16 protein-coding genes are annotated in these 14,873 nt (G+C 68.4%); 4 read left to right on the plus strand and 12 right to left on the minus strand.

What is annotated here, in order from left to right; all coding sequences use genetic code 11:
* Nucleotides 1-209: 209 nt before the first annotated feature.
* The 6 genes from ltrA to IGS68_RS24565 form a co-directional block, all read right to left on the minus strand.
* Nucleotides 210-1,160 (minus strand): group II intron reverse transcriptase/maturase, encoded by a 951-nt coding sequence (ltrA, locus tag IGS68_RS24545; RefSeq protein WP_371821919.1) that lies wholly within the window; start codon nucleotides 1,158-1,160, stop codon nucleotides 210-212.
* Nucleotides 1,109-1,456: a hypothetical protein gene (locus IGS68_RS35710; RefSeq protein ID WP_247881063.1), complete on the minus strand. Its 348-nt coding sequence runs from the start codon at nucleotides 1,454-1,456 to the stop codon at nucleotides 1,109-1,111. The genes ltrA and IGS68_RS35710 overlap by 52 nt, the downstream gene beginning before the upstream one ends.
* Nucleotides 1,457-2,155: 699 nt before the next feature.
* Nucleotides 2,156-3,031 (minus strand): TauD/TfdA dioxygenase family protein, encoded by an 876-nt coding sequence (locus tag IGS68_RS24550; protein ID WP_201074989.1) that lies wholly within the window; start codon nucleotides 3,029-3,031, stop codon nucleotides 2,156-2,158.
* Nucleotides 3,028-3,912, minus strand: coding sequence for an ABC transporter permease (locus IGS68_RS24555; RefSeq protein ID WP_201074992.1), 885 nt, complete (start codon nucleotides 3,910-3,912; stop codon nucleotides 3,028-3,030). Before IGS68_RS24555 ends, IGS68_RS24550 begins: the two co-directional genes overlap by 4 nt.
* The gene (locus IGS68_RS24560; RefSeq protein ID WP_201081652.1) at nucleotides 3,909-4,766 is read right to left on the minus strand and encodes an ABC transporter ATP-binding protein; all 858 of its coding nucleotides are present in this window, start codon (nucleotides 4,764-4,766) and stop codon (nucleotides 3,909-3,911) included. Before IGS68_RS24560 ends, IGS68_RS24555 begins: the two co-directional genes overlap by 4 nt.
* A gap of 31 nt (nucleotides 4,767-4,797) precedes the next feature.
* A complete protein-coding gene (locus tag IGS68_RS24565; RefSeq protein ID WP_201074994.1) occupies nucleotides 4,798-5,838 on the minus strand; it encodes an ABC transporter substrate-binding protein in 1,041 nt (346 codons plus the stop codon).
* A 285-nt stretch (nucleotides 5,839-6,123) separates the two neighbouring features.
* On the opposite strand from IGS68_RS24565, the gene IGS68_RS24570 reads away from it, so the two are divergent.
* Entirely contained in the window at nucleotides 6,124-7,191 is a 1,068-nt protein-coding gene (locus IGS68_RS24570) for an SDR family oxidoreductase (protein WP_201074996.1), read from the plus strand.
* Between the two features lie 28 nt (nucleotides 7,192-7,219).
* On the opposite strand, the gene IGS68_RS24575 is transcribed toward IGS68_RS24570, so the two are convergent.
* The 3 genes from IGS68_RS24575 to IGS68_RS24585 all read right to left on the minus strand — a co-directional run bounded on the left by IGS68_RS24575 (nucleotide 7,220) and on the right by IGS68_RS24585 (nucleotide 10,214).
* Complete coding sequence (locus IGS68_RS24575; RefSeq protein WP_201074998.1) at nucleotides 7,220-8,971, minus strand: SLC13 family permease; 1,752 nt, start codon at nucleotides 8,969-8,971, stop codon at nucleotides 7,220-7,222.
* A 28-nt stretch (nucleotides 8,972-8,999) separates the two neighbouring features.
* A complete protein-coding gene (locus tag IGS68_RS24580) occupies nucleotides 9,000-9,449 on the minus strand; it encodes an RrF2 family transcriptional regulator (RefSeq protein ID WP_201075000.1) in 450 nt (149 codons plus the stop codon).
* A gap of 177 nt (nucleotides 9,450-9,626) precedes the next feature.
* Nucleotides 9,627-10,214, minus strand: a complete 588-nt coding sequence (locus IGS68_RS24585; RefSeq protein WP_201075009.1) for a LysE family translocator — start codon at nucleotides 10,212-10,214, stop codon at nucleotides 9,627-9,629.
* A gap of 180 nt (nucleotides 10,215-10,394) precedes the next feature.
* Between IGS68_RS24585 and IGS68_RS24590 the strand changes: the two genes are divergently transcribed.
* The gene (locus tag IGS68_RS24590) at nucleotides 10,395-10,889 is read left to right on the plus strand and encodes a septal ring lytic transglycosylase RlpA family protein (RefSeq protein ID WP_201075011.1); all 495 of its coding nucleotides are present in this window, start codon (nucleotides 10,395-10,397) and stop codon (nucleotides 10,887-10,889) included.
* Between the two features lie 25 nt (nucleotides 10,890-10,914).
* Here the strand turns inward: IGS68_RS24590 and IGS68_RS24595 are convergent, their stop codons facing one another.
* Genes IGS68_RS24595 through IGS68_RS24605 form a run of 3 tightly spaced genes read right to left on the minus strand, consistent with a single transcriptional unit; the run spans nucleotide 10,915 to nucleotide 13,597 of the window.
* Complete coding sequence (locus IGS68_RS24595) at nucleotides 10,915-11,847, minus strand: beta-keto acid cleavage family enzyme (protein ID WP_201075013.1); 933 nt, start codon at nucleotides 11,845-11,847, stop codon at nucleotides 10,915-10,917.
* Between the two features lie 12 nt (nucleotides 11,848-11,859).
* Nucleotides 11,860-12,810, minus strand: a complete 951-nt coding sequence (locus IGS68_RS24600; protein ID WP_201075014.1) for a 3-hydroxyacyl-CoA dehydrogenase — start codon at nucleotides 12,808-12,810, stop codon at nucleotides 11,860-11,862.
* Between the two features lie 10 nt (nucleotides 12,811-12,820).
* Nucleotides 12,821-13,597 carry an SDR family oxidoreductase gene (locus IGS68_RS24605; RefSeq protein ID WP_201075016.1) on the minus strand — a complete coding sequence of 259 codons (777 nt, stop codon included), beginning with the start codon at nucleotides 13,595-13,597 and terminating at the stop codon, nucleotides 12,821-12,823.
* 135 nt (nucleotides 13,598-13,732) lie between these two features.
* Here IGS68_RS24605 and IGS68_RS24610 point away from each other — a divergent pair, with 135 nt between their 5' ends.
* Nucleotides 13,733-14,419 carry a GntR family transcriptional regulator gene (locus IGS68_RS24610; RefSeq protein ID WP_201075018.1) on the plus strand — a complete coding sequence of 229 codons (687 nt, stop codon included), beginning with the start codon at nucleotides 13,733-13,735 and terminating at the stop codon, nucleotides 14,417-14,419.
* Between the two features lie 66 nt (nucleotides 14,420-14,485).
* A complete protein-coding gene (locus IGS68_RS24615) occupies nucleotides 14,486-14,842 on the plus strand; it encodes a ComEA family DNA-binding protein (RefSeq protein ID WP_201075026.1) in 357 nt (118 codons plus the stop codon).
* The last annotated feature ends 31 nt before the right edge of the window (nucleotides 14,843-14,873 follow it).

Consider the following 14,873-nt stretch of genomic DNA (forward strand, 5'->3'; position numbering starts at 1 on the left):
CAACAGCCACAGGCAGCGATGCTCCCGCTTCGTCGTGGCCGGATCAAGTCCACGGCTGTCCGGCACGGTACTTGCCTATCAACGATTGAGAACATTCAATGCGACTGTTTTCTCGTTCGGTTCGATAGGGGTAGGGAAGGTTTTGCCTCCCCTCCCTCCGAACCGTGCGGGCGGTTTTCCCGCACACGGCTCTCCAGTCGTGGCTTTCCTCATCGGGAGTGTCTCGCTTGCCTGAGGGCTGTCGAGAGGGTGAACAGTCCCCTGGTCGCGAAGTAGGCATTGGTCCATTGCCGATGGTCTGCATAGCTTTTCCCGAAGCCTGGGCGTCGGGATTGCTTGCGCAGCATCGCCCTCAGGCGTCTGCGGATGAACTTGTCCAGTTGCGTGAAGAGGCGGGCTCGAGCATGTTTGAAGTAGCCGAACCACCCCCGCAGCACCGGATTGAGATCCGCGATGACGTGATCCAGGCTGACGCCCCGGCTGCGGCCGGTGCGGGCCCGGATCTTGTCCTTGAACGCCTTCAGGCTCTTGTCCCGCACGTATCGGCGTCCCGCCTCGAAGCGGTAGCCGAGGAAGTCGAAGCCCTGGCCGGGTTGCCGGCAGTCTCCGACGTGCGTCTTGTCGGGATGGAGCGTCAGGCCGTTGTCGGCCACCCAGGCTTGCACCCGGGCCAGGGCCGCGCGGGCCTGCGCCTCGTCCCGGCACAGGACGACGAAGTCGTCCGCGTAGCGGATCATGCGGTAGCCTTCGGCTTCCATCAGCTCGTCCAGCGGGTGCAGGTACAAGTTGCTCAGGATCGGTGAGATCACCGCCCCTTGCGGAGCTCCCGCGACCGGTGTCCATCGTGCCGTTTCCGTCATGATGTCCTGCTGGAGGAAGCTGTCGATCAACTCCAGGACGCGCCCGTCGCTGATCAGGTCGCCGAGCCGGGCCATGAGGTCCCGGCGCGGGATCGTGTCGAAGTACCGTTCCAGGTCGGCGTCCACCACCCAGGCGTATCCGTCCTTGAGCGCCCGGTCGACCGCGCGCAAGGCATCCTTGCAGCCGCGGCCGGGGCGGAAGCCGTAGCTGCCGTCCCGGAACCGGGCTTCGAGGATGGGCTCGATCGTCAGCTTGAGAGCCGTCTGGACGATCCGGTCCTTGACCGTGGGGATGCCCAGGGGGCGGGTTTTGCCGTCCCCTTCGGGATCTCCACGCGCCGGACCGGGCTTGGCCGGTAGCTGCCGCTGTTCAGGTCCTCGTGCAATTCCCGCAGGTACCGATCCGCCTGGAGCGTGAACCGGGCGATGCTCTGCCCGTCCACGCCCGCCGCCCCCTTGTTACGCGCGACACGCCGCCACGCGCACTCCAGGGTCGCCGGCCGGATCGCTTTGTCGATCAGGCTGTACCATTTGCCTCCTTTGACGCCGTTGCCCAGCGCCGACACCATGGGGCCGGTCCAGATCGACGCTTCCACCCAGCTCCAATCCCGAGCCTGGGCTTCCGTCCCTTGTTTAGCCGTTACCGGCACTCCCGGAACTGTTCCTTGCGTCATCCCCGTCCTTCCCCGTTCCACTTCCTGCCTCCCTTCCCTCGGGCCGGTTTTGCTATCCGTCCCTCTCCGGCGCCGGCGACCGCCCTCCGGCGGTCCCGCGCCATCGCGGTAATATGAAGGCTCTGACTCCTGCCGCCGTCACCCGCGCCGGCAGGTCTCTCCGCTTACTCCGCCTTGCCGTCCCGACATTCCGCCCCCACCCACGTGGTGGTCCCGCCGGTCGCTTTCCCAGTCACCTCAGCGCCGACGGTCGGTTCCAGGCTTCGCCATGAATGAGCAGGCTCGCCGAGCCACCCCGCCGAAACGGGTTCGTCATCCTACGGACCGCCGGTTCGCCTCAGGTTGCTCCCCACCCCGCTTCGCGGCGACGCAGTTACCTTCGGCTTCGAAGTCGTGACCTCCTTCGGTGCGGACTTGCACCACACTGACAAAACGTCCTCACGGACGCACTCATCCGCGGGCGTGACCCGCGGATCTCAAGGCACGGAAGCTCCGATGCTTCCCGTGAAAGATGGCCGGATCAAGTCCGGCCATGACGAAAATGGAATGATTTTGCCTGGCACTAACCCTTTCGCAGGGCGCGCAACAACCGTGCCGGACAGGTTGGCGACCATCCGCAACTCAAGCCTTGTGCCGCGCCCGGATCTGGGTGCGGTGCATCAGGCGGCGGTACTGGTTGTCGAAGCTGTCGCGGCGGTGCATGGTGACGCGGTTGTCCCACATCACCAGGTCGCCCTTCCGCCAGGAATGCGCCCAGGTGAACTCGGGCTTGGCGACGTGGGACCACAGCTCGTCCAGCAGCGCCTCGCCCTCCCCGATCGGCAGGCCGACGACGAAGGCGTTCAGCCGGCGGCCCAGGTACAGGGCGCGATCGCCGCTTTCCGGGTGGGTGATCACCAGCGGATGCACCGTCCCGGGCGAGGTCGCCAGGTCGGTCGGCTTCTCGTACCCGTAGCGGATGAAGCCGCCGCTGTTGGTCGTGCTGTCATGCTTCAGCGACAGGCCGTCGACCCGGGCGCGCAAGGTCTCCGGCAGCGACTCATAGGCCAGCACCGTGTTCAGGAACCAGGTGTCGCCCCCGGCCGGCGGGACCTCCAGCGAGTAGAGCACGCTGCCCAGCGGCGGATCGGGCAGGAACGACATGTCGGTGTGCCAGGAAGCCTCGCCGGCGCCGAGCGCCCCGATCGCGACGCCGTTCTCGACCACGTTGGAGATCACGTAGATCTCCTCGTAGCCGGGCACGAACTGCTTGCCGTTCTCGTTCGGCGGCGCCTTGTCCAGGGTGCCGAAGCGGCGGCTGAAGGCCAGCAGGTCGTCGTCGGACAGGTCCTGGTCGCGGAACACGATGACGCGGTGGTCGAGCAGGGCCTGGTTGACCCGCTCGTACTGGCGGTCGTCCAGGCCGCGGGACAGGTCGATGCCCCTGATCTCGGCACCCAGCACGGGCGAGACCGGGACCACGTCGATGTCGTCGAGAAGCGTCGGGCTCGGGCTCATCGCTGCATTCCCCATTTTCTGACGGTATGGATTTCGAGGGTTCGGAAGACCACGCTCTCGACCAGCAGGCCGATGATGATCACCATCAGCAGCCCGGCGAAGACGCTCGGGATCTCCAGCTGGTTGCGGTTCTCGTAGATGAACCAGCCGATGCCGCCGGCCCCGGAGCTGACGCCGAACACCAGCTCGGCGGCGATCAGGGTGCGCCAGGCGAAGGCCCAGCCGATCTTCAGGCCGGTCAGGATCGACGGCAGCGCCGCCGGCACCAGGATCAGCAGGACATAGCGGAGGCCCTTCAGGCCGTAGTTCTGCCCGGCCATGCGCAGGGTCTCGCTGACGCCCATGAAGCCGGAATGGGTGTTGAGCGCCATCGGCCACAGCACGGCGTGGACCAGCACGAAGGTCAGGCTGCCCTCCCCCAGGCCGAACCACAGCAGCGCCAGCGGCAGCAGCGCGATCGCCGGCAGCGGGTTGAACATGCTGGTGAGCGTGCTCAGCAGGTCGTTGCCGAAGCGGGTGGTGACCGCCAGCATGGTCAGCACCGACGCCGCGGCGATGCCGGCGGCATAGCCCACCACCAGGACGCGGAGCGAGGTCAGGCAGCGCTCGATCAGCGTCCCGTCCACCAGGCTGGTCCAGAGAGTCGCCAGCGTCTCCGACAGGGTCGGGAACATCAGCGGGTTCTGGGTCCAGACGGCGTAGCCCTGCCAGGCGGCGCCCAGCAGGACCAGGATGAAGATCCGCCGGGCCAGCGTGTTCCCGGTCAGCCGCTCCCAGGCCGACAGCGGCCGGCTGATGTCGCCGATCACGCCGGCGTCGGTCACGCCGCGCTCGAACTCCGGCCGGACCGAGGGGACCAGGCGTTGCGGATGGGCGGTCATGGACGGGCGGCCCTGGTCACGGACGGGGCTCTCGGGGACGGGGCTCCCCGGAATGGGGCCGGATGCTGCTGCTCGGCGAACAGCATGGTGTGGATGCGGTTCTCCAAGGCGGCGAAGCCCTCGCTCTTGTCATGGCCGAAGGTGTGGGAGTTCAGCTCCGCCTTGACCTGCCCCGGATGGGGCGACAGCACCAGGATGCGGTTGCCGACGATGATCGCCTCCTCGATGGAGTGGGTGACGAACAGCACGGTGAAGCGCACGTCGTCCCAGAGCTGGAGCAGCTCCTCCTGCATGCGGCGGCGGGTCAGCGCGTCGAGCGCGGCGAACGGCTCGTCCATCAGCAGGATTTCCGGCTCGGTGGCCATGGCGCGGGCGATGGCGACCCGCTGCTTCATGCCGCCCGAGAGGGTGTGCGGGTAGGAGTCCCGGAAACGGTCCAGCCCGACCTTGGCGATGTAGGCGCGCGCCCGCTCCTCCGCCTCACGGGCCGGCACGCCGCGGGCGCGCAGCGGGAACACGACGTTCTGCTGCACCGTCTTCCACGGCAGGAGCTGGTCGAATTCCTGGAAGACGACCATGCGGTCGGGACCGGGGCCGCGGATCAGAGCGCCGTTCAGCCGGATGGTGCCCTCGACCGGCTTGATGAAGCCGGCGACGGCCTTCAGCAGGCTGCTCTTGCCGCAGCCCGACGGACCCAGCAGCACGAAGCGGTCGCCCCGGTGGACCTGGAAATCGACCTTGTATGTGGCGGTGACGAGACGCGACTCCGTCTTGTACTGGAGCGTCACGTCGTCGACGTCGAGAAGGACTCCGGGATCGGCGTCCTGCGAGGCGAAGGGAAGAACCCGGCCCATGGCTTTCGATGCCTCCATCTGTGTCCCGGGCTCAGCTCCCCGCACGGTCGTGCAGGTCGGGGAAGAACAGCTCCTGCCAAGTCTCGGGCTTGTTCTTCAGGGTGCCGATGCGGGACATGAAATCGGTGTATTTCAGGATGTTCTGGGGCGTCGTGGAGTACTGGATCTCCGGATCGGCGATGATCCGCCGGACGAACTCCGGCGCCAGCTTGGAATTGTCCAGGCGGATATAGATCTCCGCCGCCTCGGCCGGGTTCTCCCGGATGAAGGCGCTCGCCTCGTCCATGGCCGCCAGCACCGCCCTGGCCGTCTTCGGGTTGTTCTCGACGAAGCGGCCGGTGGCCCACAGCGCGCTGAACGACCCGGGACCGCCCAGCACGTCGTAGGAGCTGAGCACCCGGTGGACCTTGTCGCTCTCGAGCTGCTGGTACTGGAAGGGCGGGCTGGTGAAGCTGCCCGTCACCTCGGTCCGGCCCGACAGCAGGGAGATCGTCGCTTCCGGATGGCTCAGGGATACGGTCAGCGTGTCGAGCTTGGCATGCCGGCCCTCGCCGAACGCCTGCTCGGCGGCCATCTGGAGGATGATCGCCTGGTACGACAGCTTGACCGTCGGAACCGCGATCCTGTCCTTCTCCGTGAAGTCGGCGAGGGATTTCACGTCCGGCCGGTTGGTGTTCAGGTAGGCCGGCTGGGAGTTCAGCGTCGCCAGCGCCCGCACGCCGATGTTGCCGCGGGTCTTGTCCCACAGGATCAGGAACGGCGGGATGCCGGCGGCGGCCAGATCGGCGCTGCCGGACAGCAGCGCGTCGTTGACCGCGGAGGGGCTGCCCAGCGGCGCGTAGGTCGCGGTCACGTCGCCGAGCCCCGCCTCCTTCGCGTGCTTCTCGACCAGCTTCAGGTCCTCCGCCACGTAAAGCTGGAGATACCCCAGGCCGAGCTGCCGGGCGAACCGCACGGTCGAGACCTCGGCCGACGCCTGGGCGGCAACGAGGCACAGGGCCGCGGCGATGCCGCCGGCGATCAGCCTGCGCACCGACCTGCTTCCCGAACCGACAAGCCTGTTGATCGCCATGTCACCGCCTCCGCCTATTTCACATTATAGTTTGTTAGAAACTTATACCCGAACACGGTTAATTCCGCATACGGCGATACGCAACCATATTTGTTACATCGAAGATCTGTCAAACTGATTCACCTCTGCCATGACATAGCAGGTTTGCATCGTACAATCTTAGGATTTTCCACAATTCATTGAATACGACCCTGTCCCCACAGGCGCTTCTCGATCGTTATCCATAGGAGGCGCGTCGGCGGACGGCGGACGGCGCCCGAAGGACAATCGATCGGAGTGGATACCATGTCGAAAACGGCGCTCATCGTCGGCGCGGGCGGCATCGTCGGCGGAAACCTTGCCGAAAGGCTGCTCGACCGGGGCTGGACCGTCCACGGCCTGGCGCGCCGTCCGTCGTTCCGCCGGCCCGAGATCAGGGCGGTCGCGGCCGACCTGTCCAAGCCGGAGGAGACCGCGGCGGCCCTGAAGGGCCTGGACGTCAGCCATGTCTTCATCTCGGCCTGGTCGCGCCAAGCGACGGAAGCCGAGAACTGCCGCGTCAACGGGGAAATGGTGCGCAACCTGCTGGATGCGGTCGGCTCCGCTCCGAACCTCCAGCACGTCGCCCTGGTCACCGGGCTGAAGCATTACCTGGGGCCGTTCGAGGCCTACGGCGCCGGCGCCGTGCCGGAGACCCCGTTCCGCGAGGAGCAGGGGCGCCAGCCCGTCGAGAACTTCTACTATGCCCAGGAGGACGAACTGTTCGCGGCCTCGGAGCGCCGCGGCTTCACCTGGAGCGTCCACCGGCCGCACACCATCATCGGCTACGCGGTCGGCAACGCCATGAACATGGGCGTGACGCTGGCGGTCTACGCCACCCTCTGCCGCGAGACCGGCCTGCCCTTCGCGTTTCCCGGCTCGCCGACCCAGTGGAGCGGCCTGACCGACATGACCGACGCGCGCCTGCTGGCCCGCCACCTGGAATGGGCCGCGACGTCGGACGCCGGCCGCAACGAGGACTTCAACGTGGTCAACGGCGACGTCTTCCGCTGGAACTGGCTGTGGCCGCGCCTCACGGCCCGGTTCGGGATCGAGGCGGCACCCTACCCGGGCGAAGCCCGTCCGCTCGAACGGGCGATGGCGGAGGCCGGCCCGATCTGGAGCGGGATCGCGGAACGCCACGGCCTGGCCGAAGCCGACCTGACCCGGCTGGCCTCGTGGTGGCACACGGATGCCGACCTGGGACGCCCGATGGAGGCGGTCACCGACATGACCAAGAGCCGCAAGGCCGGTTTCCTGGACTACCAGGGCACGCCGGACAGCTTCTTCGACCTGTTCGCGCGCCTGAAGGAGGACAGGATCATTCCGGGCTGATCCGTCCCTCCGGGGCCGGGCGGCGCCGTCAGAACGACCAGACGCGCGGGATGACCAGCAGGGACAGGGCTATGACGATCAGTTCCAGCGGCAGCCCGACGCGCCAGAAGTCGCCGAACCGGTAGCCGCCCGGACCCAGGACGATCGAGTTGTTGTGGTGGCCGAACGGGGTGAGGAAATCGCACGACGCGCCGATCGCCACCGCCATCAGGAAGGCGTCGGGCGACACGCCGAGCTGCCGGGCGATGCTGATCACCACCGGCGCCATGATCACCACGGTCGCGGTGTTGTTCAGCACGGGGGTCACCGCCATGGTGGCGATCAGCACCACCGCCAGCATGCCCATGGCGCCGGCCTGGGGCGCCAGCATGATGACCGCGTCGCCGATCCTGTCGGCCAGGCCGGTCGTCTGGACCGCCGTGCCGAGGGGGATCATGGCGCCCAGCAGCACGATGACCGGCCAGTCGATGCTGTCGTACAGGGCCATCGGGCGGATGATGCGGGCGGCCAGCATCAGGATGACGGCGCAGGTGAAGGCCACCGCCGCCGACGCGAGGTCGAAGGCGGCGACCGCCACCGCCGCGCCGAACAGCGGCAATGCCAGCAGGGTGCGCCGCGGCTCGAGCTCCAGCTTGCGGTCGGCGAGCGGGACGCAGCCCAGCTCGGCCATGGCCTCGGCCACGGTGTCGCGGTCTCCGTCCAGCAGCAGGATGTCGCCGGCGCTCAGGTTGGCGTCGCGCAGACGCCCCTCGAACCGGCGCCCCTGCCGCGACACGGCCACGAGGTTGACGCCCCAGCGCTCCCGCAGGTCCAGCGACAGGGCGCTGCTGCCCTGGATCAGGGCGTTGGGCACGACGATCGCCTCGGTCAGGACGAGCTGCCGCCCGCCGCCGCCCTGGGCCACCAGGGCGAAGCCCTCCAGCTCGACCAGCTGCCGCAGCGTGGCGGTGTCGGTCTCCAGCAGCACCACGTCGCCGGACTGGAAGCTGACGGTCCCCGGCCGCGCGAACACGCGGCGGCGGTCGCGGATGATCCCGATGACGCTGGCGCCCCGCTCGGCCTCGAGCTGCTCGACCTTGCGGCCGGACCAGGGCGAGCCGGGGCGGACCAGGGCCTCGGTGACATAGTCGCTGACCCGGAACCGGTCGATGTCGTCGCGCGCCACGCCGCGGTCGCGCGGGATCAGCCGCCAGCCGGCCAGCGCCAGGTACGCCACGCCGGCGACGGTGAGGGCCAATCCCACCGGCAGGAAATCGAACATCAGGAACCGGGAGCCGGTGGCCTCCGCCCTGAAGGCCGAGATCAGCAGGTTCGGCGGCGTGCCGATCAGGGTGACCATGCCGCCCAGCAGGGTCGCGAAGGACAGCGGCATCAGCAGCATGCCGGCCGGATAGCCGTTCCGCCGGGCGGTGGACAGCGCGATCGGCATCAGCAGGGCCAGCGCCCCCACATTGTTCATGAAGGCCGACAGGCCGGCACCCAGGGCGCAGATCGCGGCGACATGGCCGATGGGGCCGCCGGCCAGCGCCGTGCAGCGCCGCGCCGCCTCGTCCACCACGCCGGTCCGGCCCAGCGTGCGGGTGATCACCAGGACCATCGCGACGGTGACGACGGCCGGATTGCTGAAGCCGGCGAAGGCATCCTCCGGCGCGATCAGCCCGGCCAGGACGCAGGTCATGAGGCTCGCCATGGCGACCACGTCGAAACGCCAGCGGTCGAGGATGAACACGCCGAGCGTCGCTCCCAGCACCGCCAGGAGCGTTCCCTGGTCCCACGTCATGGAGGGGAAGTCCGTATGCCCGGGCCGGTTATCCGGCGCTGCGCAGCAGTTCCCGGACCTCTCCGGTGCCGCCCAGGGCACGCGCCAGGGTCATGCCGTCCAGGATTTCCGTGGTCGCGTCGTGTACCTTGGCGAAGACGCGCCGGACGGCGCACCGCTCCTCGTCCACGCATTCCTCGCATCGGCGGTAGGCCATGCGGCTGAGGCAGGGCAGCGGCGCCAGGGGACCGTCGATGATGCGTACGATCTCGCCGAAGGAAATCTTGTCCGCCGGCTTCAGCAGGGCGTAGCCGCCGTTCTTGCCGCGCCAGCTCTGCACCACGCCCTGATGCTTGAGGTCCAGCAGGATCTGTTCGAGAAAGCGCTTGGGCAGGCGCTGACGCTCGGCGATGTCGCCGATCATCAGGGACTCGCCCTCGTCCAGTTCGGCGAGCACCAGCAGGGCCTGCAACGCGTACTTGGCTTTCTGGGACAGCAACTCCCGGTTCCTCTGACTTTGTCTGGACTGGATGGGATCGGACGGAAGCCGGCGCGACGTACGACGACCCTGATTTTATTATGGAATATAGCGCGGCGTATGCAAGCCGGCAATTCTGGGAAACCTGCATTTTGAGCCGAAAAGATGCAGATGTGCCACGATGCCTTCGGCCGGGGCTCATCCGGCGAAGGCGGATCCCGAGATGATGACGGCGAACAGGCCCAGGACGCCGGCGCTCGCCCGTTGCACCCAGCGCTGCCGCAACCGGCCGGTCGCTCCGGCGGTCAGCCAGGATCCGACCGTGATCCAGCAACTCGCGAGCAGGACGATCAGGCCGACCAACCCCGCCAGGTAAGGAGCCGCCGCCGCGATGGCGCCGCTTCCCAGGTGCGGGACGACGGTGAAGGCGAGCACCAGGGCCTTGGGGTTCAGCAGGGTCGTGACGTACACCCGCGCGAACGGGACGGGCCGTACCTCCATGCCGTCCATCACGGCGTTCCAGTGCCGCCAGGCCAGGTACGCCAGATAGGCGCCGCACAGGATGCGCAGGGTCGCGTCGAACGACGGCCAGGCCTGCGTGGCGGGTCCCAGCACCACCGCCAGCACCAGGATCGAGCAGAGATACCCCGCCGCCTCGGCGAGGATCAGGTGCAGCGAGCGCCGGAACCCGACCGCGGCGCCCGACGCGGCGAGCAGCGTGTTGGTCGGGCCGGGCGTGGCCAGCAGGCCGATGACCGCAAGGACGAAGGCGATCGGGTCCGTCATGCACCATACCTCTCCGGACGGTTGATTGTTCCCGCGGCGCAACATCCACGATTCCGGCTTTCCGGGCCAGGGGAATCGACAGGCGCCGGGCGGCGCGGCGACTACCCCCAAATCAAGTCGGAACCGCCGGTCGGGGCCGATGTTTATCTGCCACCCTTCATCAAAGGTCAGGACATCGGCATGCGGACGACCGTGGTTTCGCTTTTCGTCGCTTTCGGGATGGCTGGGCCGCTGATCGGCGCCGCCCCATCGCCTGCCTTGGCCGAGGACAAGCCCGACGACGGGAACTCCGTGGTGATCGAGGGCGAGGCCTCGTTCTACGGCGGCAAGTTCAACGGCCGCAAGACCGCCAACGGCGAGACGTTCAACGAGAACAAGATGACCGCCGCCTCCAAGGAACTGCCGCTGGGATCCACGGCGACGGTGACCCACGAGGAGACCGGCAAGTCGGTCGACGTCAAGATCAACGACCGCGGACCCTATGTGGACGGGCGGGTGCTCGACCTGTCCAAGGGGGCTGCGAAGAAGCTGGACATGATCGACGACGGCACCGCGCCGGTCCGGATCGAGGCCGACCCGGACAAGCAGCCCAACGACAAGGTCCGCGAGAAGGTCGAGGACCTGGCTGAAAAGAAGAACGGCGGCGGGGACAGGGAAACCGCCAAGGCCGACTGATCGGCCGAGGCGGAGCCCCGCCGGTTCAGAAGGCGACCTGGTCGCCGCCCTTGAGCGCCAGGATCTCGCGCGCCTCGGCGGCGGTCGCGACTTCCAGGCCAAGCCCCTCCAGGATGCCGCGAACCCGGCGGACCTGGACGGCGTTGCTCTCCGCCAGCTTGCCCGGACCGTCCCACAGGCTGTCCTCCAGCCCGACCCGGACATTGGCCCCCATGGCGGCGGCCATCGCGGCGATGGGCATCTGGTTGCGCCCGGCGCCCAGCACCGACCAGCGGTAGTCGTCGCCGAACAGCCGGTCCGCCGTCCGTTTCATGTGAAGCACGTCCTCGGGATGGGGCCCGATGCCGCCGAGCAGGCCGAACACGGTCTGGACGAACAGCGGCCCCTTGACCAGCCCGCGGTCCCGGAAATGGGCGAGGTTGTAGAGGTGCGAGACGTCGTAGCACTCGAACTCGAACCGGGTCCCGTTCTCCATGCAGGTCCGCAGGACATACTCGATGTCGCTGAAGGTATTCTTGAACACCAGGTCGCGGCTGTTCTCCAGATGCTGCCGCTCCCACTCGAACTTGAACTCCTTGAAGCGGTTCAGCATCGGGTACAGGCCGAAATTCATCGAGCCCATGTTGAGCGACGCCACCTCCGGCTGGAGCGTCGCCGCCGGCCGGACCCGCTCCTCCACCGTCATGTAGGGGGCGCCGCCGGTGGTCAGGTTGATCACGCAGTCGGTCCGCTGCTTGATCACCTTCAGGAAGGGCTGGAACGCCTCGGGGCTCTGGTCGGGCTTGCCGGTCTCCGGGTTGCGGGCGTGCAGGTGGACGATCGCCGCCCCCGCCTCCGCCGCCCCGATCGCGGCATCGGCGATCTCCTCCGGCGTCACCGGCAGGTGCGGCGACATGGACGGGGTATGGATCGCGCCGGTGACGGCGCAGGTGATGATGACCTTGCGGGATTGTGCCATCTCGTTTCCTCCTCAGTTTCCGATGTCGGCCGCGGCCTTGCGCTTGTGCCGGCTCAGCGCCATCAGGCGGCGGTCGCGCCAGCGCTGGCGGTCGGCCAGCTTGTCCGCGGGGGTGCGTTCGCGGCGCTGGCGCTCGACCGTGTCCAGCACCTCGCCGGTCCAGTCGGCGCGGCGCTGCATCGACTTGTAGAGCCGCTCGTAGAGCCCGCCGTAGCGGGAGACGTAGTCGCGCACGCCGCCGGGCGCGTTCAGGTCGATCGTCTCGAACGGCCCGATGAAGGACCAGCGCAGCGCCAGGCCCTCGCGCAGGCCGACATCGACGTCCTCGACCGTGCAGAAGCCGTCGGCGACCAGCCGGAACGCCTCCTCCAGAAGCGCGCCCTGGAGCCGGTTCATGACGAAGCCGTCCAGCTCGCGCGACATCACGATGGGCGACTGGCCGATCGCGCGCATGATCTCCTCGGCGCGCGTCATCGCCTCCGGCGTCGTCCAGGGGGCCGGCACCAGCTCGACCGCGGGGATCAGGTAGGGCGGGTTGATCGGGTGCGCGACCAGGCAGCGGCCCCGTCCCTGAAGCGCCTCGGTGAAGGCCGACGGCACGATGCCGGAGGTGGAGCTGGCGCAGACCGCCCCCTCCGGAGCCAGCGGATCGATGGTGGCCCAGACCTCGCGCTTGATCTCGACGATCTCGGGCGTGTTCTCCTGCACCCAGGAGGTGCCGTCGAGCGCCTCGGCCAGGGTCCTGGCGACGCCGACCCGTCCGCCCACCTCGGCGGCCGGCTGGCCGTTCAGCAGGTCCTCGGACGCCAGGTCCTCCAGCAGGGCCAGGGTGGTGGCCCGGCTGGCCTCGGCCGCCCCGTCGGCCTGGTCCCACATCACGACCTCCCAGCCGGCGCGGGCGAAGGCGATGGCCCAGGAGCGGCCGATCAGGCCGGACCCGACGATGGATGCCCGTTGGTTCATCAGCTTGTCCTCACAGGTTTTCGACGTTGCCGCAGACGCTGAGCGACTGGCCCGAGACGTTGCGCCCCGCCGGTGACACCAGGAAGACGACCGTGGCGGCGATGTCCTCGGCCGTCACCATCCGGCGCAGCGAGACCTTCTGAAGATACTCGTGCTCCATCTCGCCATAAGTCACGCCCAGCTGGTCGGCCCGGGCGCCGATCACCTTCTCGATCCGCGGGCCGGCGACGATGCCGGGCAGGATCGCGTTGACGGTGATGCCGGACGGCCCCAGCTCCTTGGCCAGGCTCTCGGTCAGCCCGATCACGCCCCACTTGGCGGCGGCGTAGGGGGTGCGGAACGCATAGCCCAGCCGGCCCGCGACCGAGGACATGTTGATGATGGCGCCGGATCCCGCCTGCTTCAGCATCGGCACGGCGCGCCGGGCGCACAGGAACTGGCCGGTCAGGTCGATGTCGATGCAGCGGCGCCAGTCCTGCGGGTCGATGTCCTCGATCGCGGCGGTCGGGCCGGCGATGCCGGCATTGTTGACCAGCACGTCCAGTCCGCCCAGGCCGGTCCGGATCCCGTCGAACAGCCGGTCCACGGCGGCCTCGTCGGACACGTCGGCGACCGTGGTCCCGACGTCGGGCAGGGCCTCGCGGCAGCGGGCCAGCGCCGCCTCGTCCACGTCGCAGACGTGGACCTTGGCCCCGGCCTCGACCAGCGCGCGGGCGATAGCCAGCCCGATGCCCGAGGCGCCGGCCGTGACCAGCGCCCTCCTTCCGTTGGCGCGGAAGTCCGTCATGTTTTTCCTCCCCAGCTTCACGGCCGCACCTGCGACCCTGTCGGCGGTTGACCGTTTGGTTCTTTTGATCATAAATCAAAGATCATGGAGCGAGGCAAGGCCCTTCGGGGCGCCGAGGAAAAGAAAGCAACGCCGATGGCGGTCACGTCCAAGACCCTTCCCCTGCGACCGGTACCCCGGGAAACAGTCCAGGACCATGTCTATCGCCAGCTCAAGGACCTGATCCTGAACGGCGGGATCGAGCCGGGCCGGACGGTGACGATCCAGAGCCTGGCCGACGCCTTCGGCGTCAGCGCCATGCCGGTGCGCGAGGCGCTTCACCGCCTCGTCGCGGAAAAGGCGCTGACCGTCGTCGCCGGCCGCTCGGTCGGCATCCCGCCCCTGAGCGTCGAGCGGCTGGAGGATCTGAAGCGAGTCCGGATCGAGGTCGAGGGGGTGGCGACGGAATGGGCGGCGCGGTCGATCTCCGCCGCCGACCTGGAGCGGCTGGACGCCCTGATCGCCGAGATGGAAGCCGCCCACGCGGAGCGGGACGGCCGCCGCTACGTCCCGGCCAACCGGGAATTCCATTTCACGATCTACCGGGCCGCGGGGTCGGATTCGATGCTGTCGATCATCGAGTCCCTGTGGCTGCGGATCGGCCCCTATTTCGACCTGCTGAACTCCGCCGGCAACCTGGGCGCTTCCAACGCCGAGCACAGGGCAATCCGCGACGCGCTACTGCGCGGCGACGGCCCGGTGGCCCGAGCGGCGCTCAAGGCGGACATCGAGGGCGCGGCAAAGGCGCTGACCTGCATCCTGGAGCGGCAGACCCCGGGCTGACCTCGCGTACGGAACCCTGCCCGTTCCGATCCCGTTATGAGATCGGAAACATCAGGAGATCCGAGAGTGGAACTGGACAAGAAGACCGTCGCCGGAGCCGTCGCCGCGGTTGCCGTGGGCGCCATCGGTGCCGCCGTCGCCTACACCGCCCTTGCCGGCGATGAAGGAAACGCGGAGGCCGGGCAGCCGAAGCAACCCCGTCCCGAGGCCAAGCCGGCCGGACAGGACGAGGCCGCGCCGACCGGGGCGATCAACATCAACCAGGCGCCGCCCAGCCATCTTACGACCCTGAAGCATATCGGGAAAGCGCGCGCCAAGCGCATCCTGGCGAACAGGCCCTTCAGGTCGGTGGACGAACTGGTCAGCCGCGGGCTGGTTCCGGAGGAGGTGCTGGCCCGGCACCGCGACCGGCTGACGGTCTGACGTCAGGGCCGGCAAAACAGGGTTGCCGGCG

This window comes from Skermanella sp. TT6 (genome assembly GCF_016653635.2).
GTDB lineage: Bacteria > Pseudomonadota > Alphaproteobacteria > Azospirillales > Azospirillaceae > Skermanella > Skermanella cutis.